Below are 20,444 nucleotides of genomic sequence, written 5' to 3'. Positions count from 1 at the left end.
CGGGACGGCGCGCGAGACGCGCGGCAGCCGTGCCGCATGCGCTCAACCTTACCCCAGCGGCGCGGCGTGTGCACGGCGGCGCAAGGGCGCAGGCCAGGGCGGGTGGAGTTCGCGGCGGCCGCTCGCATTCTGCGGTTACACTGCTCGCGCCCGCAGGCACATAGACAACGAGGAGACACGATGACGAACGACACAGCGCCCGTGGTCTATCACGACACGGTGCGCGCGGAGTGGGTCGATTACAACGGCCACTTGCGCGACGCGTTTTACATGTTGATCTACAGCTACGCGACCGACGCGCTGCTCGATGCCATCGGTCTCGACGCGGCGCAGCGCGATGCGCGCGGGCGCTCGATGTACACGCTGGAAGCGCACCTGAACTACCTGCACGAGATCAAGGAGGGCGCGCAGGTGCGCGTCGAGGTGCGCGTGATCGAGCACGACGCGAAGCGGGCGCGCCTCTATCTCGAGATGTACGCCGGCGAGCGAGCCGAGCCGGTCTCGGCCAGCGAGCAACTGCTCTTGCACGTGGACCGGTCGGGCCCGCGCGCGGCGGCCTTCGACCCCGACGTGCTCACCCGCGTGGCGGCGTTGTGCGCCCGCTCGGCGGGCTTCGCGCCGCGGCACGCGGCGCGCGCTATCGCGCTCGCGCCGCGCTGAGGCCGTCGCTGTGCTTACAGCGCCAGTTCCGCGCCGATGAGCTCGCCGAATACATCGGCGGCGATCATCACGGAGGCGTTGAGCGGTGCCGGACGTTCGGCCGGCTTGAACACGGCGTCGCCACGGCGGATCTTGCGGCGCGATACGGCGCAGGTGCCCGAAGAATGCGCCGAGCGACGGCGCCAGCGCTGCTCGCCATAATGACAGCGCCCAGGCTCTACCCAGCGGATCACCAGCGCCGTGTCCGTCTGCTCGAGTATTTCGATGCGCTCACCGTTGGCTCCGTCAAGCGAGAGGCACGCTTTTTTCTTCATTGTCGGCTCCGAAAGTGTGGTTGCCGCGAATGTAGACCCGCTTGCTGACAAGTGCCATTGTGTCGCCGTTGAAACACCATTCCATTATCAGCAACAATTGCACAGCGACACGTGGCGATTCACGAAGGAATGGGGGTTTGCGGCCGATGGAGGGGCGACGTCGCGAATTTGTGCAACGCACTGTTGTGCGTGGCGCGACATCGATGGGCTCGTTAAGCGGTGCCGGGCGGGATGTTCGCGGTGGGGACGGAACGGACGGTGCGGAGGAGGATCTGAGAAAAGCGCGGCCCGGGGCGAGTGACTTGCGTGATTGAGACAGCTTCAGGCAGCCTGGAAGCCGGAGCCCTTGTTTTGAACTTTCCAGAGGTTACATGATTCAACGTCCGCCTGTTCCGAACTCCGCAAGCGAGCAAAAAATCCAGCGCGCCGCCTCTGCGGTGCTGTTCGCCACGCTCGTGCTGCTCGCGCTGTGGATCGTGCGCGAGTTTCTGCCCGCGGTGGCGTGGGCGAGCGTGTTCGCGATCGTGCTGTGGCCCGCCTATCAGGCGATCGAGCGCCGCGCATGGTTCAGGGGCCGCAAGACGCTGATCGCCAGCCTGCTCACGCTCGCCATCGGCCTGCTCGTGCTCCTGCCCATCGCGGTCACGGCCATCCGGGCGGGCGGGGAGGCCCACGAGCTCTATCTGTGGCTGCGCGACGCCCAGCAAAACGGCGTGCCGGTGCCCGACTTTGTCGCGCGGCTTCCCGTAGGCAGCCGTCAGGTGAGCGACTGGTGGCAGGCCAATCTGGCTCAGCCGCTCAAGGCCTCGCCGGCGATGAAGAGCCTGCACGGCGACACCATGGTCTCGTTCGGCCGCCACTTCGGCGCGCAAGCCGCCCACGCCACGATGACGTTCGCTTTCATGCTCATCACGCTGTTCGTGATTTTCCAGGCTGGGCCGCGCCTGTCGGCCACGGTCATGCGCGGCGCGCTGCGCGCTTTCGGTGCCGACGGCGCCCAACTCCTGTCGCGCATGGCGGCTGCCGTGCGCGGCACGGTCATCGGGCTCGTCGTCGTGGGGCTGGGCGAGGGCGTGCTGCTCACCGCCGCCTATATCGCGACCGGCGTTCCGCACGCGGCGCTGCTGGGCGCCGTCACGGCCATCGCGGCCATGCTGCCGTTCTGCGCGCCCGTCGTGTTTTGCGGCGCGGCGCTATGGCTCCTGATACAGGGTTCGTTCGTCGGCGCTGCCGCGCTCGTCGTCTGGGGTTTCGTGGTGGTGTTCGTCGCCGAGCATTTCGTGCGGCCCGTGCTGATCGGCAATTCCACTCGCCTGCCGTTTCTGCTCGTGCTGTTCGGCATCCTGGGCGGGGCGACCACCTTCGGGCTGATCGGCATCTTCATCGGACCGGCGCTCATGACGGTGCTGATGGTGCTGTGGGTGAACTGGGCGCAATGAGCCCGGCGACGCCGGGACGAGGCGCGCCGCGTGCCTCGCTCAGCGCACGCAGGCCAGCGTGTACCTGAGCGCGGCGGGCAGCAGTTCGCGCCAGACGGGCCACGCATGGCCGCCGTCGACGATGCGCAGCGCCGCGGGGTTGCCCGCCTCGCGCAGCCGCGTGTACAGGAGCGACGCCTCGGCCTGGATTACGAGGTCGTCGTCGCCGGCGGCGATGAAGAACGGAACGCGCCAGGGCCGCGCGAAATAGGGTTTCCAGAGCGCGGGGTAGTTGAGCGTGCGCCAGATCTGCGCGTCGAACTGATGGTCGCCGAACACGCCCACATGCCGCGCCGCCGAGCTGGGCGGCGGATCGCTCGCATAGACCGCCGGCGAGAGCAGCAGCGTGCCGCAGAACATGTCGGGGTGTTCCATCGTGTAGCGCAGCGCGCCGAATCCGCCCATCGAGACGCCGCCGATCGCGCGCCCGTCCCGGGCGTCTTCCACCGCGAAGTGCGATTCGATTTCGGGCAGCAGGTCCTGGAAGAACGCCGTCTCCATCTTCTCCTTGCGGTCGACGTACCAGTCGGTGCCGCCCTGCGGCATCACGATCACTACGGGCGGAACTTCGTGGCGGGCAATCAGCCCATCGACCGTGGTCTGGAGCTGGCCTTGCGTGACCCAGTCCATCGGCTCGCCGTTGTTGCCGTGCAGGAGATAGAGCACCGGGTAGCGGTTCTGGTCGGCTCGATAACCGCTCGGCAGGTACACCACGTACGGCCAGTCGCGGTTGAGCGCCTCGGCGTGGAAGCTGCGGACCGCGATCGTGCTCGCCGCGGCAGGCGCGGCCGGCGTGACGAAGGCCGCGCATGAGAGCGCGAGCGGAAGGAGCGCGGTTCGAAGGAGTCTGCGCATGGCAGGGGCGAAGGAACGGTTGGGCACCAGTGGCGCGGGGTCATCATGCTAGCAGCCGCCCGAGGACGCCGGAAGCCGGTGCCGGCGGCCGGCTGCGCGGACGTTTATCAGCGGCGGCGTCGTTTCAGGCGGAAGCTTTGGCGCGCGAAGGCAGCAGGCGCTTGAGCGGGCCGGATGCACGCGCGACGATCAGCAGCGCGGAGATCGCGACGGCGTCTGCGACGAGGCCGAGCGGGACATCGAGGTAGCCGTCCGTGTACCAGTAGAGGACCGAGTCGACCGTGAGCGATATCACGGCGCCGGCCACGAACGAGAGCATCCCCTTGCGTCCGACGAGGCCCACCCACGGCAGTGCATGCGCGAGGCGCCTCGCCCATCCGAGGCGGATCGCGTGCGCCGTGAGCCAGGCAATGCCGAGGAAATTGAGCATGCGGAACCATGCGAGGTTGCGCTTGAAGTCGCTATCGAGCGCGACGTTGCCGAGTTGCAGGCGATAGATGGCCGCGGCCGCGACGACGGCCAGGGCCGCCAGTGTCACGAGCGATCCAAGGCGGTGCGCGCTGGCGCGCTGGAATACGGGCTGCGCCTGCGCGATTACGCCGAGGACGAACATCAACTGCCAGCCGAACGGGTTGAAATCCCATTGCACGTCCTCGACATGCGGCAGCCACGGCGCCAGGTGGGGCGCGACGCCCCAAAGCGCGAGGCTCACGACCAGCAGCAGCCACGGCCGCGTGCGCGCGAGCGGCAGCGCAAGCGGGGCGGCGAGGGCGAAACAGGCGTACATGGGCAGCACGCCTGCCAGATAAGGCTGGCGGCGCAGCAGCACGATGTCGCGCAGCGCGGCGGCGGGCGCGAGCGTGAGATCGTCGAGATCGGTGGTGGCGAGGTTGGGCGCATCCACGTTGCACGCAACGAGGATCGCGGTGACGAGCAGCATCAGGAGCGCTGTCACGACGAACGCGCGGTAGATCTCGAACGCACGCTTGAGGAAACGCTGCCTGGCCGCCGCCTCGGTGTGGCGCGAGCAAAGCGCGGCCCACGCGGTGGCCGTGGCGAATCCGCCGAGGAAGACGAATACCTCGGCCGCGTCGCACAGCGCGTAGGCGTGGAGCGTGACGCGCGAGACGATGCTGCCGCCGATGTGATCGACGACGATGATGAGCAGCACGAGGCCGCGGAAAAAATCGAGTTCGACTAGACGGTGGGATGACTTGGACATGTTGGAGCAGCGGACCGTGTCGCCAGGGCGCTTTAAGCGGCCAAAAAAAGCGGACGGCGGAATGCTGGGAATACCTACCGGAAAAACAGAAAACCAGACGAGGTTCGCGTGACGCCGCGCGCTGGGAATCCCGAAACGCCGCTAGCGCAGCCGCGGGACAAGCCCACGAAAAGACCTGATGAAAGCGCGAGGGTTCCCGTGAGCCGGGGCTCTGGTCTGACGGCGGCCGATACTACAGCAATCTCAAATCACTTTCATTGAACCCGCCGCAGTCGCAGTTCAAGTTTCCGAGGGCGTTTGCCGATAAGGCAAGTTAAAGGGCACGATGATGGGCCCCCGAGCGCCGCGCTGATGCACGCGGGCGCGTCCTCTTGCCCATCGCCGATTTCTTCGTGGTACGAGAATCCGGCCATTTAACATTTGTTTCAAAGTGTTGTCCCTGGGGTAATTTCGGGGAATTGGGCTTTACAATGCCGGATCGTTTTTGAGATGGCACGCTCGTTCGTTATCACGGCGATCGGCGTGCGTTGAATGTTTATCGGTCGAGATGCGGTCTTTTGGCTGCAAATCGACGCGGCCCTGCGCTGGCGGGCCGGGGCGATGTCAGGGCGGGAGCGCGATATACGCAGCAGACCGTCTCTCGCCGATTCGCGCGGGCTGCATGCACCGCAGGAGGTAACTATGTTCGAAGATCGTCGCGCTCAGCGGATCAGCGGTCTGAAGGGATTCTGGGCCGTGTTGGGAATGGCAGCCCTGCTGGGCGGCTGCGCCAACGTGAATCAGCAGCAGCAACAACAGCCGCAGCCCGACACATCGGCAGCGGCGAGTCCGGCCTCGGACGCATCGGCTACCGATGCCAGCAACATGCAGGCGGCGGCGAGCGCGCCGGTCACGCGCGTCGTGACGAAAACGACCTACGTGCGCGCGCACCGCGGCGACACGCTTCAGCGCATCGCGCAAAAGCACAGCGTTTCCGTCAAGGACCTAGCCGCCTGGAACCACATGAAGCCGAACGGCCATCTGCGCGCGGGCCAGTCGATCAAGCTGGTTTCGAAGCAGACGGTTACCGTGCAGGTGGCCGCGCCTCAGACTGGCGGCACCGCCTCGAACCCAGCCGCGAGCGCCGCCGGAAATCGCCAGGTCGCAGCAGAAGTGGCACGCCACGCGAGCAGCGTCGCGCTCGTGTGGCCGGCGCATGGCCGTGTGGTCGAGCCGTTCGCGCCGGGCACGACGCGCGGCATCGAGATCGCGGGCAAGGCGGGCGACCCGGTGATCGCCGCCGCGGATGGCAAGGTCATGTACGCGGGTACGGGGCTCAACGGGTACGGCAGCCTGATCATCGTCCAGCACAACAAGGACTTCCTGACGGCTTACTCGCACAACCGCCGTCTGATGGTGAAGACCGGCGACACCGTGCATCAGGGCCAGCAGATCGCGGAGATGGGCAGCGACAACAATGACCGCGTGGCGGTGCTGTTCGAGGTGCGCCGCGACGGCAAGCCGGTGGACCCGATGCCGTATCTGCCTTCATCGCCGCAGAGTTGAAGCGGGGTTTTCGACGCACCTATGCGGGTATCAAGAAAAAGCCGCCCCGGCGCATTCCAGCGCCGGGGCGGCTTTTTCATTGCTTGACGCCGCGCTGCCGGGTGTTCAGAACGCGTCGCCCGGAACCCGCACCCAGCCTTCCATCAGCACGCGCGCGCTGCGGCTCATGATGGCTTTGGTGACCGTCCAGTCACCGTTCTCCTGGCGCGCCTCGGCGCCCACGCGCAGCGTGCCCGACGGATGGCCGAAACGGACCGCGCTGCGCTCGCCGCCGCCCGCGGCGAGATTCACGAGCGTACCCGGAATGGCCGCCGCAGTGCCGATTGCCACGGCCGCCGTACCCATCATGGCGTGATGCAGCTTGCCCATCGACATGGCGCGCACGAGCACGTCCACATCGCCGGCCTCCACGCGCTTGCCGCTCGACGCCGTGTAGCCCGCGGGCTTCGCGACGAAGGCGATCTTGGGCGTGTGCTGGCGCGTCGCGATCTCGTCGAGGCTCTTGATGAGGCCCATGCGCAGCGCGCCGTACGCGCGGATCGTCTCGAACTTCTTCAGTGCCGCGGCGTCGCTGTTGATCGCGTCCTGCAACTCCGTGCCCGTGTAGCCGATGGCCTCGGCGTTCACGAAGATCGTCGGGATGCCCGCGTTGATCATAGTGGCCTCAAGCGTGCCCACGCCCGGCACTTCCAGGTCGTCGACGAGATTGCCGGTGGGGAACATCGCGCCGCCTGCGCCTTCTTCCTCGGCCGCCGGGTCGAGGAATTCGAGCTGCACTTCGGCGGCGGGGAAGGTCACGCCGTCCAGCTCGAAGTCGCCCGTTTCCTGCACGTGGCCGTTCGTCATTGGCACGTGCGCGATGATGGTCTTGCCGATGTTGGCCTGCCAGATGCGCACGGTCGCAATGCCGTTGTCGGGCACGCGGCTCGGGTCGATCAGGCCGCCGCTGATCGCGAACGGGCCGACCGCCGCGGAGAGGTTGCCGCAGTTGCCGCTCCAGTCGACGAAGGCTTTGTCGATGGCCACCTGGCCGAACAGATAGTCGACGTCGTGACCGGGCTTGCTGCTCTTCGCCACGATCACGGTCTTGCTCGTGCTGGAGGTCGCGCCTCCCATGCCGTCGATCTGCTTGGCGTACGGGTCGGGGCTGCCGATCACGCGCATGAGCAGTTTGTCGCGTGCCTCGCCCGGCTGCTGCGCCGAGGCGGGCAGATCCTGGAGGCGGAAAAACACGCCTTTGCTCGTGCCGCCACGCATGTACGTGGCGGGAATTTTGATCTGGGGTACGTGTGCCATGTGTTGTCCTGAAACGAAGGGCGGCGCCTGCGTGTCACCGCGGCGCCGCCCGTTGCTCGTTTATGCCGCTGCCTGTGACGACTCGAGGAAGTCCTGCGCGAAACGCTGCAGCACGCCACCCGCCTCGTAGATCGACACTTCTTCCGCGGTGTCCAGCCGGCAGGTCACCGGCACTTCCACACGCTCGCCGTTCTTGCGATGAATCACGAGCGTGAGGTCGGCGCGCGGCGTGCGACCGCCGACCACATCGTACGTTTCCGTGCCGTCGATGCCGAGCGTCGTGCGGTTCGTGCCCGCCTTGAATTCCAGCGGCAGCACGCCCATGCCGATCAGGTTCGTGCGGTGAATGCGCTCGAAACCTTCGGCGACGATGACCTCCACGCCCGCGAGACGCACGCCCTTGGCCGCCCAGTCGCGCGAGCTGCCCTGGCCGTAGTCCGCACCCGCGACGATGATGAGCGGCTGCTTGCGTTCCATGTAGGTTTCAATGGCTTCCCACATGCGCGTGACCTTGCCTTCCGGTTCGATGCGCGCGAGCGAGCCCTTCTTCACGGCGCCGTCCACCACGGCCATCTCGTTGATGAGCGTGGGGTTCGCGAAGGTTGCGCGCTGCGCCGTGAGGTGGTCGCCGCGGTGCGTGGCGTACGAGTTGAAGTCCTCTTCGGGCAAGCCCATCTTCGCGAGGTATTCACCGGCCGCGCTGTTCGGCAGGATCGCATTGGAAGGCGAGAGGTGGTCCGTCGTGATGTTGTCGCCGAGCACGGCGAGCGGGCGCAGGCCCTTGAGCGTGCGCTCGCCCGCGAGCGCGCCTTCCCAGTACGGCGGGCGGCGGATGTAGGTGCTTTGCGCTCGCCAGTCGTAGAGCGGGTCGGTCGTTTCGCCGCTTGCGGCCGTGGCCGCGAACATCGGTTCGTACACCTTGCGGAACTGCTCGGGCTTCACGCTCTGCGCGACGATGGCGTCGATTTCCTCGTCGCTCGGCCAGAGGTCCTTGAGATACACCGGCTTGCCGTCCTGGTCCGTGCCGAGCGAATCGCGCTCGATGTCGAAGCGGATCGTGCCTGCAATCGCGTAGGCGACGACCAGCGGCGGCGAGGCGAGGAACGCCTGCTTCGCATACGGGTGAATGCGTCCGTCGAAGTTGCGGTTGCCGGAGAGCACGGCCGTTGCATACAGGTCGCGGTCGATGATTTCCTGCTGGATCTTCGGATCGAGCGCGCCCGACATGCCGTTACACGTCGTGCAGGCGAACGCGACGATGCCGAAGCCGAGCTTCTCCAGCTCGGGGAGCAGCTTCGCTTCTTCGAGGTAGAGCTCGACGGCCTTCGAGCCAGGCGCGAGCGAACTCTTGACCCACGGCTTGCGCGTGAGGCCGCGCGCGTTTGCGTTGCGCGCGAGCAGCGCGGCGGCGATTACGTTGCGCGGGTTGCTCGTGTTCGTGCAGCTCGTGATGGCGGCGATGATGACCGCGCCGTCGGGCATCTGGCCCGGCGTTTCTTCCCACTTGCCCGCAATGCCGCGTTCGGCGAGGTCCGAAGTCGGCAGGCGCTTGTGCGGGTTCGACGGGCCGGCCATGTTGCGCACGACGCTCGAGAGATCGAACGTGAGCGTGCGCTCGTATTGCGCGTTCGCGAGCGTGTCGGCCCAGAGGCCAGCCGTCTTCGCATAGGTTTCGACGAGCCTGACCTGCTCTTCGTCGCGGCCCGTGAGGCGCAGGTAGTCGAGCGTCTGGTTGTCGATGAAGAACATCGCGGCCGTGGCGCCGTATTCGGGCGCCATGTTCGAGATCGTGGCGCGGTCGCCGAGCGTGAGGCTCGATGCACCGGCGCCGCGGAATTCCAGATACGCGCCCACGACCTTTTCCTTGCGCAGGAATTCGGTGAGGGCGAGCACGATGTCGGTGGCGGTGATGCCGGGCTGGCGCTTGCCCGTGAGTTCCACGCCGACGATATCGGGCAGGCGCATCCACGAGGCGCGGCCGAGCATGACGTTCTCGGCTTCGAGGCCGCCCACGCCGATGGCGATCACGCCGAGCGCATCCACGTGCGGCGTGTGGCTGTCCGTGCCGACGCAGGTGTCGGGGAAGGCCACGCCGTCGCGCGCCTGGATCACGGGCGACATCTTCTCCAGATTGATCTGGTGCATGATGCCGTTGCCGGGCGGGATCACGTCGACGTTCTTGAACGCTTTCTTGGTCCAGTTGATGAAGTCGAAGCGGTCCTCGTTGCGGCGGTCTTCGATCGCGCGGTTCTTCTTGAACGCGTCCGGATCGAAGCCGCCGCATTCCACGGCGAGCGAGTGGTCGACGATCAGTTGCACCGGCACCACCGGGTTCACCTTGGCGGGGTCGCCCCCTTGGGTCGCGATGGCGTCGCGCAGGCCGGCGAGGTCGACGAGCGCGGTTTGCCCGAGGATGTCGTGGCAGACCACGCGCGCGGGGAACCACGGAAAGTCGAGGTCGCGCTTGCGCTCGATGAGCTGCTTGAGCGATGCGGTGAGCGTGGCCGGGTCGCAGCGGCGCACGAGGTTTTCGGCGAGCACGCGCGAGGTGTACGGCAGCGTGTCGTAGGCGCCGGGCTGGATGGCCTCGACGGCTTCGCGCGCGTCGAAGTAATCGAGCCGGGTGCCGGGGAGGGACTTGCGGTAGGCGGTATTCACGGCTTGGGGACCAAAGATGTAAGGGGTTTGCGGCGGCTGAGCGCGCCTGAGCCATGCACTCACTTTACGCGCGCGCCGCCGTCTCGCAGTCGTGCGGACGGCATAGACCATCCGGACGACTGGCGTGCTTCGATCAGCGCTTGCCGATCGGCACGAAGTTCAGATTCTCCGGACCCGTGTAATTCGCGCTCGGGCGGATGATCTTGTTGTCGACGCGCTGCTCGATGATGTGCGCGCTCCAGCCGGCCGTGCGCGCGATCACGAAGATCGGCGTGAACATGGCCGTCGGGATGCCCATCATGTGATAGGACACGGCGCTGAACCAGTCGAGGTTCGGGAACATCTTCTTGACTTCCCACATCGTCGATTCGAGGCGCTCGGCGATATCGAACAGCTTCATGTTCGACTGCTCCTTCGAGAGCTTCTTCGCGATTTCCTTGATGACCTTGTTGCGCGGGTCCGAGATCGTGTACACCGGGTGACCGAAGCCGATCACGACTTCCTTCTTTTCCACGCGCGCGCGGATATCGGCTTCTGCTTCGTCGGCGTTTTCATAGCGCGACTGGATCTCGAACGCGACTTCGTTCGCGCCGCCGTGCTTCGGGCCGCGCAGCGCGCCGATCGCACCCGTGATGGCCGAGTAGATGTCCGAGCCCGTGCCCGCGATCACGCGGCCCGTGAACGTCGAGGCGTTGAACTCGTGCTCGGCGTACAGGTTGAGCGACACGTGCATCGCGTCCACCCACGACTTCGTGGGCGCGCGGCCGTGCAGCAGGTGCAGGAAGTGGCCGCCGATCGAATCGTCGTCGGTTTCGACTTCGATGCGCTTGCCGTTGTGCGAGAAGTGATACCAGTACAGCAGCATCGAGCCGAGCGAGGCCATCAGGCGGTCGGCGATATCGCGCGCGCCCGCCAGGTTGTGGTCGTCCTTCTCGGGCAGCACGGTGCCGAGGATCGAGACGCCGGTGCGCATCACGTCCATCGGGTGCGCCGAGGCGGGCACGGCTTCGAGGGCCGTCTTCACGTTGGCGGGCAGGCCGCGCAGTGCCTTGAGCTTCGCCTTGTAGCCGGCCAGCTCGGCCGTGTTCGGCAGCTTGCCGTGCACGAGCAGATAGGCGACTTCTTCGAACTCGCACGCGGTGGCGAGATCGAGAATGTCATAGCCGCGGTAGTGAAGGTCGTTGCCGGTGCGGCCCACGGTGCACAGCGCCGTATTGCCCGCCGTCACGCCGGAAAGCGCAACCGACTTCTTCGGCTTGAAACCGCCGGCGGCCTGGGTGGTGTTTTCTGCTTCGCTCATGATGTCTTCCTCTATCTCTATGTGTCCGGGGGCGTTACTTTTTCGCGGCGAAGAGCGCGTCGAGCTTGTCTTCGTACGCGTGATAGCCGAGGTACTTGTAGAGGTCTTCGCGCGTCTGCATCGTGGAGACGGCGGCCTTTTGCGTGCCGTCGCGCTTGACGGTCTCGTAGAAGTTCAGTGCGGCCGCGTTCATCGCGCGATACGCGCCGCAGCAGTAGAGCGCGATATCGACGTTCGCGCTCTTGAGTTCTTCCGTCGTGAAGAGCGGCGTCGAGCCGAATTCGGTCAGGTTGGCGAGAATCGGCACGTTCACGGCCGCGCGAAAGCGCCGGTAGTCGTCGAGCGTCTTCATCGCCTCGGGGAAGATCATGTCCGCGCCCGCTTCGACATAGGCCACGGCGCGTTCGATCGCCGCGTCGATGCCTTCCACGGCCGCCGCGTCGGTGCGCGCCATGATCACGAACTGGTCGTCGGTGCGCGCGTCCACGGCGGCCTTCACGCGGTCCACCATCTCGTCGGTCGCCACGACTTCCTTGTTCGGGCGATGACCGCAGCGCTTCTGGCCGACCTGGTCTTCGAGGTGCACGGCCGCTACGCCGGCCTTGATGAACGACTTGATCGTGCGCGCGATGTTGAAGGCGCCGCCCCAGCCGGTGTCGATGTCGACCATCAGCGGGATATCCACGGCGTCGGTGATGCGGCCGGCGTCGATCAGCACATCGTCCATGGTGCTGATGCCGAGGTCGGGCACGCCGAGCGAATTCGCGGCCACGCCGCCGCCGGACAGATAAACGGCCTTGAAGCCGGTCGCCTGGGCAAGTTTTGCCGCATACGCGGTGATCGCGCCGACGACCTGGAGCGGTTGCTCGGCGGCTACTGCCGCGCGGAATTTCGCGCCGGCGCTTGCGGGGGATTTGCTGTTCATGCGTGATGTCTCCAATTGAATCGCCGACTCATACTGCAGATAGTGTGCCAGCTCGTTGAGAAGTCGCTAATCCATTGATTCTGCGGGGAATTCGTTAGATCGTGGCGTCGACCCCGGTTTCTCTGGTGAAATCAGGATTTCAAAAATGAAATCGACGCGTAAAATGTCGAGACTGCCCCGTCGACCGGCTCCCGGATTCGTGCCAGGGCAGCGCGCTCCACGCAGTCGACCATCCGTTGGACATCATGAACCGCTTTCCCGCTCCCGCTTCCCCCGCTATTCGCCCGCGTGTGTGGGCCATGGGCATCAGCCGCCTGCGCGATCTCTTTCGCGATATCGCCCGCGAATACGACGAACTCGCGGACCTGCGCGTGGTGCCACGCGGCTTCGAGGAAGCGGTCGCCGAAATCGCGGCGGCGGGGCCGAACCAGCGGCCCGACGTCGTCGTGGCGGCGGGCTCGAACGGCACCTACCTGAAGGCGCGCATCGATTTGCCCGTTGTGCTCGTGCAGCCCACCGGCTTCGACGTGATGCAGGCGCTCGCGCGCGCGCGGCGCGAGGCCGAACACGTCGCGCTCGTGACCTACGGCGAGACGCCTGTCGAGGTACGGCGCTTTGCCAGCGCCTATGGCATCGACGTGGTGTTCGGCCAGTACCGCACCGTGCAGGACGCCGAGGCCTGCGTGCTCGACCTGCGCGATCGCGGCGTGGGCGCGGTCGTGGGGCCGGGTCTCGTCAACGATCTGGCGGCGCGGCTCGGGCTCGTGCCGTTCTTCGTCTATTCGCGCTCCTCCGTGCGCGCGGCGTTCGACAACGCGCTCGAACTCGTGCAGGCCACCTGGCGCGAGACGCAGCGTCGCCAGCGCCTTGACAGCGTGCTCCAGCACCTGCGCGACGGGGTGGTGGCGCTCGATGCGCGCGGCCGCATCGAGGCGATCAACCAGCGGCTCGCGGAAGTGTTAGGCATCGATCCCGCGGCGGCGGCGGGACAGTCGCTCGCGACGCTCGCGCCCGACATCGCCTTCGCGCTGCCCGAAGCCGATGGCGAATCGCTCGAGACCGTGCGCGGCGTGAGCTATGTCGTGCATCGCGGCCCGCTCGTCGACAACGGCGTGACCACGGGCGCCGTCCTCACGTTCCAGGAGTCGCGCGCGGTGGAGCGGCTGGACCGCACGCTGCGCTCGCGCCAGCGTACGCAGCAGTTCGTCGCCCGCTATCGGCTGGACGACCTGAGCGGCGCGTCGCCCGGCATCGAACGCGTGCGCCAGCTCGCGCGGCGTTACGCGAAGTCGGATGCCACCGTGCTGATACGCGGCGAAAGCGGCACTGGCAAGGAGATGATCGCGCAGGGGCTGCATCGCGAGAGCGCGCGGCGCGATTTTCCGTTCGTCGCCATGAATTGCGGCGCGTTCCCGGAGGCGCTGCTGGAGAGCGAGCTGTTCGGTTACGAGGAGGGCGCGTTCACGGGCGCGCGGCGCGGCGGCAAGGTGGGGCTCATCGAGGCCGCGCACCGCGGCACGCTCTTTCTCGATGAAATCGGCGAAATGCCGCTCCCGTTGCAAAGCCGCCTGTTGCGCGTGCTGCAGGAGCGCGAGGTGGTGCGCCTGGGCGCGACGGAGCCCACCCGCGTGGACGTGCGCGTGGTCGCCGCCACGCACCGCGCGCTCACCGAGCAGATCGAGGCGGGCGAGTTTCGCGCCGACCTCTTCTATCGCCTGAACATCCTCAATCTGGCCATTCCGCCGCTGCGCGAACGCGGCGCGGACATCCCGCTGCTCGCGGCCGAACTCCTGTTTCAGGCCTCGCGCCGCGAGCCGCGCGTGGCCGTTCGCATCCGCACGCCCGAGGACGCCGCTCGCACGCTCGCGCTGGTGAGCGGCGCGCTGGCGCGCCACGCGTGGCCGGGCAACGTGCGCGAACTGCAGAACGTGATCGAGCGGATGGTGGTGGAACTGGCGGATTCGGAAGAGGACGTGCTGACGCCGGACGTGCTGCGCTCGATCGCGCCGGAGGTGTTCGAGTCGCGCCGCGCCGTGGGTGCTTCGACGGCGACGGCGGGCGAGGCCGCGCTGACGTTGCGCGAACGCAGCCTCCATACAGAAGCCGACGAAATCCGCGCCGCGCTCGACGCGTGCAACGGCGATCGCGACCGCGCTTGCGAGATGCTCGGCATCAGCAAGACGACGCTCTGGCGGCGCCTCACGGCCGCGAATGGCAAGCGCGGCAAGACAGGCGGCGGGACCAGCGAGGCGAGCCTGGCGACGACGCCGCGCAAGACACCGCGCGGCTGAGGCCATGCCCCGTGCGTTCAGTTCTTCAACGCGTTGAGGAGCGGGACGACCGTTCCATGCAGGTGGAGGATCTCCGGACTTGCCTGCAGCAGTGCCTGATAGCGCTCGTAGAACTCCGCCGATTCCTCGCCGGAAAAGAGCGCCGCTACGCCTTGGGCCGCGCCGATGCGGTCGTCGGGGCTCGCATCCTTCGCGTCGAGCGTTTCATCGACGTTGGCGATGACCGTCGACAGCGGCGCGAGCCAGCGAAAACCCGAGCCGTTGATGAGCACTTGGAGGAAGGCCGCCGGCGTGACGGGCCCGAACTCGCGCTCGTACCCGGCGCGCTCGTGATCGAGAATCGCCTTGTGCAGCGTGAGCAGCGGCTTGCGCACGGTCGAGAGGAATTGAATCGCGCTTTGTTCGTTCATCGTGCGGCTCCTTATGTGGCTGTGGCGCATGCCTGATCGCGAGGTGGCGCGAAACTGCCGCGCGGATATGCCGACGATGGTAGCGCAATGGCCGGCCGCGCGTGGCTATGCCCGGCGCGTTCGTGAGCGGTGCTAACACTCTGCCGGTTCGCGAAGGCAGGACGTGCGCCTTCCTGAACGGAAATCCCGGGAGAGCCTTTCTATGACGATACTGCCATTGCACCGCGACGACCTGCCGATCGATACCGCCGAGCTCGCCCGCTTCATGGTGGGCAAATATCTCGTGCGCGACCTCGCGCGTGGGCGCATTGCGGGGCGGCTGGTCGAGGTCGAGGCCTACCCCGTGGGCGACTCGACGAGCTATGCCTACATCGGACGTCGGCCTTATAACGCGGCGATGTTCCTCGAGCGCGGTCATGCGCACGTGCGGCTGACCTACGGCAGCGCATGGATGATCAATATGTCGAGCGAAACGGTGGACGTGGGCGCCGGGATCCTGTTTCGCGCGCTGGAGCCCATCGAAGGTATCGACGAAATGGCGGCGCTGCGCCCCGGCGTACCGCTGCGAGATCTCGCGCGCGGACCAGGGCGGCTCTCGCAGGCGTTAGGTGTTGGGGCAGCGTTCGACGGCGTCGATTTGTGTCGCGGGCACGGTCTCTGGATCGGTCGCGTGGAGGAACCGGCGCGGCCTGTCGGCGTGACGACGCGCATCGGTCTTTCGCGGGAAATGGACCGGCCGCTGCGCTTCTACGAGCTGGGCAGCCGTTTCGTGAGCGGACCGCGAAGGTTGCTGGACGGAGGCATCGCCGCGATTTGACCGGTGCAGGCGAGGGGCCGCGAGGCGCGCCCGCTTGGGGGCCGGGCGTGCACAGGGCATTGTTGCCCGCATTGAAACTGTATTTTTTCAAATTAAGGGTTTCCCCTGGTCTTTCGCCTCACTAAACTGAAATCACTGAATCCGGCGACGCACAGAGCGCCGGCGTAAAACAAGTGATGGAGGTAAGCACCATGAAGACCCGCACCCTGATCCAGGCGGCATTCGTCGCCGCCCTGGTGGCCGCTCCGGCCCTGTCGTTCGCGCAGGCGCAAAGCGATGCGCCGAAGACGCGCGCCGAAGTCAAGGCCGAACTGATCCAGCTTGAAAAGGCTGGCTACAACCCCGCCAAGGTCAACGACGCCAGCTATCCCGGCGACATTCAGGCCGCCGAAGCGCGCGTGACGCAGCAACAAGGCCTCGCGCAGCAGCAAGCGCCGGCAGCCGACACGAGTGGCTATGGCCCGTCGACCTCGGGTTCGGCGCAGTCGGGCCAGCCGGCCACGATGCATCCGTCGCAATCGGTGTATTTCGGCAATTAAGCGGCAACTGAGAGGTAACTGAGCGGCAACCCATCCGGCAAGCCCCCTGACCGGTTAGCGCTGCAAACCCCGTTGCTCGCGCACCGGCACGAGCAACATCGCGTGGCGGCAGGCCGTGGCCGATCCTGCGCAGCCCGGTGCCGCTGGCTAGCGCAACCAGTCAGCGTTCCCGCCCGGCGAGGCTGCCTGCCAAGGCTCCCAACGACAGCAGCGAAGGCGGATGCAATTCCGCCTTCGCCCCAACCGCCCGCGCGAACTTCGCGCGCATCATACGTGGGACCTCCGCCGCCGCAAGGTGGCTTCGCCCAACCCCGCAGGGATTGGGCGCTTTTTCACGTTCTTCGGTATCACGAGAGCCGGAGCTGGCCGTCAGGCGGCGCCGGAGCCGCCGGTGATGTAGTGCTCGAGCTGCTCGATCGTGAACTTCTGCTCGGCGATGATTTCCTTCACGAGGTCGCCGATCGACACCATGCCCACGAGCTTGCCGTTGTCCATGACGGGCAGATGGCGCATTCGCCGCTCGGTCATGAGTGCCATGCAGTCGAAGGTGGTCTGCTGCGGTTCGACGAAGCGCACATGCGGACTCATGATGTCGCGCACGGGCGTTGTTTTCGACGAACGGTCCATGAGCACGATCTTGCGCGCATAATCGCGCTCGGTGACGATCCCGGCAATCGCCGGACCGTCGGTCACGAGCAGCGCGCCGATCTGCTTTTCGGCCATCAGGCGGATTGCGTTGTAGACGGAATCGGACGCTTCGATCGTGTAGACCACTTGTTCCGGCTTCGATTTGAGTACCTGTGCAACGCTTGTCATAGGGCGACCCCTCTTCGTCCTTCTGGTTGTGCAGTCATTGCGCGGCGCAGCACGCCGGGCGCGTTGCCCGTCGAGCCGTTGGAAAGCCACTTCAGTATAGGCGGATGACGTGCGGCGCGTCGTCGGGGTATGCGCGGGGTGGCGCCGTTTATGCGATGGGTATGCGGCGTGGCGAGGCCGGCGCCGCAGCCGTCCGGGCGGCCGCCCGGCGGGGCGGGGCGCCGGGGTAAGCCAAATGGCGGTAAACTCCGGTTCCAACCACCGACCCGGCCCCGTGCCGGTTTTGCCAGCCTTTTGTTCCAGATCATGCCTACGCTTCCCGAGTCGTCCTGTGCGGACGGCGAACACACCAACGAATGCGTCGTGCTTGACGCGACCGCCACCCTGCCCACGCGCTACGGCACCTTCGAGTCCTATGTCTATCGGGTGAAGGACGGCGGCGCCGAGCATCTGGCGCTCGTCATGGGCGATGTGGGCAGCGGCGAGCCCGTGCTGGCGCGGCTCCATTCCGAATGCCTCACCGGCGACGTACTGGGCTCGTATCGCTGCGACTGCGGCGAGCAACTCGACCTTGCCCTGCGTTACATCGCGGCCGAAGGCCGTGGCGTGCTGCTCTATCTGCGCGGCCACGAAGGCCGCGGGATAGGGCTGTCGAACAAGATTCGCGCGTATCAGCTGCAGCAGCAGGGCCGCGACACGGTCGAGGCGAACCTGGATCTCGGCTTGCCCGACGACGCGCGCGAATACGATTCGGCCGCGGCGATCTTGCGCCTTCTGAAAGTGTCGTCGGTGCGGCTCATGAGCAACAATCCGAAGAAGTTCGATACGCTGCGGCAGCACGGGATCCCGGTGATCGAGCGCGTGGCGCTCGCGATTCCGATGCGCGAGGAAAACGAGCGTTATATCCGTACCAAGCAGGTCAAGTTCGGACATTACTTCGAAGAGAACGAATAGTCTTGGCCTGGGCGACGGAAGTCCATCCCGATTCTGGTCATGTTTGAATAACTGCTTGATTTGTAAGTATTTGCCAGTCGCCCAACCCCTCCCGCGAGCAATTTGCGGCATCGAATACCAGAAATTGGTATCCTTGCCAAAGGAGGTTGAGCCATGAGCAAAAGCACATCATTCACGCTCGGTGAACATTTTTCAGAATTCGTCGATGACCGCGTGCGCAGCGGCCGCTACAGTACGGCCAGCGACGTTGTCCGCGCTGGCTTGCGCTTGCTCGAGACCGAGGAAGCGAGGCTGGAGGCGCTGCGAAACGCCCTGATCGAAGGCGAGCAGTCTGGAGCGTCGCGCCCGTTTGATTTTCGCAGGTACGTCGCGGGTAAGCGGAACAAGGCTGCATGAGAGCGTATGTTCTCTCGCCGGCGGCCGAACTAGACCTTGACGACATCTGGGATTACACGTTGGCCAGATGGGGTGAGCCACAGGCTGAGCGTTACATCCTGAGCATCGAAAGCGCCATTGTCGGTCTAGTTGACGGCACGCAGCCGAGCCTGTCTGCTGCAGACGTGCGGGAAGGCTACCGGAAAGCGGTGGTTGGAATGCACGTCGTGTTTTTCAAGGAATCGGCGGCGCTGATCGACGTGATCCGCATTCTGCATTAACGGATGGATATCCCAGGCAGGCTAGAAGACGACAAGTAGCTCGTCAGCACGGTGGTGTTACTCGCAAACAGGGTGTCGCGACTATGCAAGCCTCCACTTCGCTATCACTAACAGGACATCGCTCCTGGCCTGGGTATGCCGCAGCCGCTAGACGCTGTCCAAGCGCTGGTGCCTGTACACGCCATCGACAAGGGCGGGACATCTCGATCTCCGGCCTGCATCGCGTCGATGCCGGTCCACCCGGTCGAACAGGTGAGCTCAACCCAGTGGAGTCCACCGGGTCAATTCATTCGGCGCGGGTTTTGCCGTAGCTTTCGAGAAGAAGGCTTGCTGGACAAGGCCAATTCATTACTTCCAAGAGAACGAATAGCGGAACGTCCGGTCTGCTGTGGAGTTGTCCCAACCGGCCTGATAGTGGCGGCAGGCCGCTCACCCTTCAGCGATCGCATGCGACCGGTCGGCCCTCATCGGGAGACGCCGTGACTGTCCTCCCGTCCGCTTCGGTCACTGTATTCTGCGATGCTTGCATCGTACCGACCGCCTTTTCCGCCGAGTGCGACGGTTGCGCGCCTCGCGCTGTCAAGCAAAGCTGCAACGGCCGCGCCGATGGTCGAAGGCGTACCGAATCTTTCCTTTGGCCCCGATAGCGTGAGCGCGCCAACCAACTCGCCCGTGGAGTCGAACACGGGCACCGAGGCCGAGGCGGTCTCCGGATCCCGCTCGCCATACGACGCCGCCCAGAACGCCTCGCGGACTTCACGCCAGCGCGAATCATGCGGCTCCGAGAAGGCGAGCAGCACTTTTCCCGATGCGCCCTTGTCGATCGGGAATTCCTCACCGACGCGGATCGAGACCCGCACACTTCTCGTCGGCTCGACGCGATAAAGCACCAGGCGATGGTCGCCCTGTCGCACATAGAACGATGCTGTCTCTCCAAAATCCCGGCTCAGCTGATGCAGCAGCGGCTCGATGACCGGACCCACCTCGAACGACCGCTGGTAAAGCGCGGCAAGCCGTAATGGCTGATGGCCGACGCCGTACTGCCCGTCGCTCATTTTGCGAATGAAGCCTCCGTGCTCCAGTGCGCCCAGCAGACGCAAAGTCGTGCTTTTGTACAAACCCGTGCGGCGCGAGAGTTCGGTGAGCGTCAACCGGTCGTCGGTCGGACCGAACGCGTTGAGGATGGCGAAGGCGCGGTCCAGCACCGCGACGCCGCTGGAGCCTTCGGCGTCAGCAGCGGGTTCTGGTGTTGAAGGGGTGTCGGCGGGCATGGGTTCTTTCGTCGTCGTATTCATAGTCCCATCTTAATGTTCTGTCTGATAGAACTCAAGTTCTACTATTTTGGGTTTACCCGTCTTGCGGGTGGCACATCGGCGACCTATAGTTCTTCTCAATAGAACTCAGGTCTATCAGATAGAACATTGGAGCCGCGTGTGAATACTTCAAATCCGAAGGTCTTGATCAGCGAAGTCGGGCCGCGCGATGGTCTGCAAAGCATCAAAACCGTCATGCCAATCCCAGCCAGGCTGCGATGGATTTCCGCGCTCGCGGCTGCCGGAATCAGGGAAATCGAAGTGGGATCGTTCGTGCCGGCGAAGCTGCTGCCGCAGATGGCGGACATCCGCGAAGTCGTCGCGCATGCATTGGCGATTCCGGATCTGCACGTCGCGGTTCTCGCGCCGAATCTGCGTGGAAGCCGCAGCGCATT

19 protein-coding genes and 1 pseudogene are annotated in these 20,444 nt (G+C 65.7%); 10 read left to right on the top strand and 10 right to left on the bottom strand.

From position 1 onward, the window contains the following. The first annotated feature begins 180 nt into the window (after positions 1–180). Positions 181–660, top strand: a complete 480-nt coding sequence (locus BMI01S_RS26710; RefSeq protein WP_028214521.1) for a thioesterase family protein — start codon at positions 181–183, stop codon at positions 658–660. Between the two features lie 14 nt (positions 661–674). On the opposite strand, the gene BMI01S_RS26705 is transcribed toward BMI01S_RS26710, so the two are convergent. Next, positions 675–974 (bottom strand): DUF3331 domain-containing protein, encoded by a 300-nt coding sequence (locus tag BMI01S_RS26705; RefSeq protein ID WP_028214522.1) that lies wholly within the window; start codon positions 972–974, stop codon positions 675–677. A gap of 371 nt (positions 975–1,345) precedes the next feature. Here BMI01S_RS26705 and BMI01S_RS26700 point away from each other — a divergent pair, with 371 nt between their 5' ends. After that, a complete protein-coding gene (locus BMI01S_RS26700; RefSeq protein WP_028232016.1) occupies positions 1,346–2,413 on the top strand; it encodes an AI-2E family transporter in 1,068 nt (355 codons plus the stop codon). Between the two features lie 39 nt (positions 2,414–2,452). On the opposite strand, the gene BMI01S_RS26695 is transcribed toward BMI01S_RS26700, so the two are convergent. Together BMI01S_RS26695 and BMI01S_RS26690 are read right to left on the bottom strand one after the other, a co-directional pair. Beyond that, entirely contained in the window at positions 2,453–3,307 is an 855-nt protein-coding gene (locus tag BMI01S_RS26695; RefSeq protein WP_036020847.1) for an alpha/beta hydrolase, read from the bottom strand. A gap of 124 nt (positions 3,308–3,431) precedes the next feature. Beyond that, positions 3,432–4,529 carry an OpgC domain-containing protein gene (locus tag BMI01S_RS26690; protein ID WP_028214524.1) on the bottom strand — a complete coding sequence of 366 codons (1,098 nt, stop codon included), beginning with the start codon at positions 4,527–4,529 and terminating at the stop codon, positions 3,432–3,434. 681 nt (positions 4,530–5,210) lie between these two features. Here BMI01S_RS26690 and BMI01S_RS26685 point away from each other — a divergent pair. Further along, on the top strand, positions 5,211–6,074 hold the full coding sequence (locus BMI01S_RS26685) for a peptidoglycan DD-metalloendopeptidase family protein (RefSeq protein ID WP_028232015.1): 864 nt from the start codon (positions 5,211–5,213) through the stop codon (positions 6,072–6,074). Positions 6,075–6,179: 105 nt separating this feature from the next. Here the strand turns inward: BMI01S_RS26685 and prpF are convergent, their stop codons facing one another. The 4 genes from prpF to prpB form a co-directional block, all read right to left on the bottom strand. Then, positions 6,180–7,370 (bottom strand): 2-methylaconitate cis-trans isomerase PrpF, encoded by a 1,191-nt coding sequence (gene prpF / locus BMI01S_RS26680; protein ID WP_028232014.1) that lies wholly within the window; start codon positions 7,368–7,370, stop codon positions 6,180–6,182. A 60-nt stretch (positions 7,371–7,430) separates the two neighbouring features. Continuing rightward, complete coding sequence (acnD, locus tag BMI01S_RS26675; protein ID WP_028232013.1) at positions 7,431–10,028, bottom strand: Fe/S-dependent 2-methylisocitrate dehydratase AcnD; 2,598 nt, start codon at positions 10,026–10,028, stop codon at positions 7,431–7,433. Between the two features lie 133 nt (positions 10,029–10,161). Beyond that, on the bottom strand, positions 10,162–11,328 hold the full coding sequence (prpC, locus tag BMI01S_RS26670; RefSeq protein ID WP_028232012.1) for a bifunctional 2-methylcitrate synthase/citrate synthase: 1,167 nt from the start codon (positions 11,326–11,328) through the stop codon (positions 10,162–10,164). A gap of 34 nt (positions 11,329–11,362) precedes the next feature. Beyond that, positions 11,363–12,253, bottom strand: a complete 891-nt coding sequence (prpB, locus tag BMI01S_RS26665) for a methylisocitrate lyase (protein WP_036046029.1) — start codon at positions 12,251–12,253, stop codon at positions 11,363–11,365. Positions 12,254–12,498: 245 nt separating this feature from the next. On the opposite strand from prpB, the gene prpR reads away from it, so the two are divergent. Continuing rightward, positions 12,499–14,544 carry a propionate catabolism operon regulatory protein PrpR gene (gene prpR, locus BMI01S_RS26660; protein ID WP_081723514.1) on the top strand — a complete coding sequence of 682 codons (2,046 nt, stop codon included), beginning with the start codon at positions 12,499–12,501 and terminating at the stop codon, positions 14,542–14,544. Positions 14,545–14,561: 17 nt separating this feature from the next. On the opposite strand, the gene BMI01S_RS26655 is transcribed toward prpR, so the two are convergent. Further along, positions 14,562–14,954: a hypothetical protein gene (locus BMI01S_RS26655; protein WP_028214530.1), complete on the bottom strand. Its 393-nt coding sequence runs from the start codon at positions 14,952–14,954 to the stop codon at positions 14,562–14,564. A 202-nt stretch (positions 14,955–15,156) separates the two neighbouring features. On the opposite strand from BMI01S_RS26655, the gene BMI01S_RS26650 reads away from it, so the two are divergent. Beyond that, positions 15,157–15,771, top strand: coding sequence for a DNA-3-methyladenine glycosylase (locus BMI01S_RS26650; protein ID WP_028232010.1), 615 nt, complete (start codon positions 15,157–15,159; stop codon positions 15,769–15,771). A gap of 191 nt (positions 15,772–15,962) precedes the next feature. Continuing rightward, a complete protein-coding gene (locus BMI01S_RS26645) occupies positions 15,963–16,310 on the top strand; it encodes a DUF4148 domain-containing protein (RefSeq protein WP_028232009.1) in 348 nt (115 codons plus the stop codon). 369 nt (positions 16,311–16,679) lie between these two features. Here BMI01S_RS26645 and BMI01S_RS26640 read toward each other — a convergent pair whose 3' ends face one another. Continuing rightward, positions 16,680–17,126 carry a CBS domain-containing protein gene (locus tag BMI01S_RS26640; RefSeq protein WP_028214533.1) on the bottom strand — a complete coding sequence of 149 codons (447 nt, stop codon included), beginning with the start codon at positions 17,124–17,126 and terminating at the stop codon, positions 16,680–16,682. 306 nt (positions 17,127–17,432) lie between these two features. On the opposite strand from BMI01S_RS26640, the gene ribA reads away from it, so the two are divergent. The 3 genes from ribA to BMI01S_RS26625 all read left to right on the top strand — a co-directional run bounded on the left by ribA (position 17,433) and on the right by BMI01S_RS26625 (position 18,736). Next, on the top strand, positions 17,433–18,080 hold the full coding sequence (gene ribA / locus BMI01S_RS26635; protein ID WP_036046036.1) for a GTP cyclohydrolase II: 648 nt from the start codon (positions 17,433–17,435) through the stop codon (positions 18,078–18,080). Between the two features lie 153 nt (positions 18,081–18,233). Beyond that, positions 18,234–18,476: a type II toxin-antitoxin system ParD family antitoxin gene (locus BMI01S_RS26630; RefSeq protein WP_028214535.1), complete on the top strand. Its 243-nt coding sequence runs from the start codon at positions 18,234–18,236 to the stop codon at positions 18,474–18,476. Continuing rightward, on the top strand, positions 18,473–18,736 hold the full coding sequence (locus tag BMI01S_RS26625; RefSeq protein ID WP_028232007.1) for a type II toxin-antitoxin system RelE/ParE family toxin: 264 nt from the start codon (positions 18,473–18,475) through the stop codon (positions 18,734–18,736). Before BMI01S_RS26630 ends, BMI01S_RS26625 begins: the two co-directional genes overlap by 4 nt. A gap of 464 nt (positions 18,737–19,200) precedes the next feature. On the opposite strand, the gene BMI01S_RS26620 is transcribed toward BMI01S_RS26625, so the two are convergent. Then, positions 19,201–20,007: an IclR family transcriptional regulator gene (locus BMI01S_RS26620; protein ID WP_036046034.1), complete on the bottom strand. Its 807-nt coding sequence runs from the start codon at positions 20,005–20,007 to the stop codon at positions 19,201–19,203. 162 nt (positions 20,008–20,169) lie between these two features. On the opposite strand from BMI01S_RS26620, the pseudogene BMI01S_RS26615 reads away from it, so the two are divergent. After that, positions 20,170–20,444: pseudogene (locus BMI01S_RS26615) on the top strand (hydroxymethylglutaryl-CoA lyase); the annotation flags it as partial.

The organism is Paraburkholderia mimosarum LMG 23256 = NBRC 106338 (genome assembly GCF_000739815.1).
Taxonomy (GTDB): Bacteria; Pseudomonadota; Gammaproteobacteria; order Burkholderiales; family Burkholderiaceae; genus Paraburkholderia; species Paraburkholderia mimosarum.
Note: the sequence above shows the minus strand (reverse complement) of the source record. Positions and strands in the feature narration are given on the sequence as shown.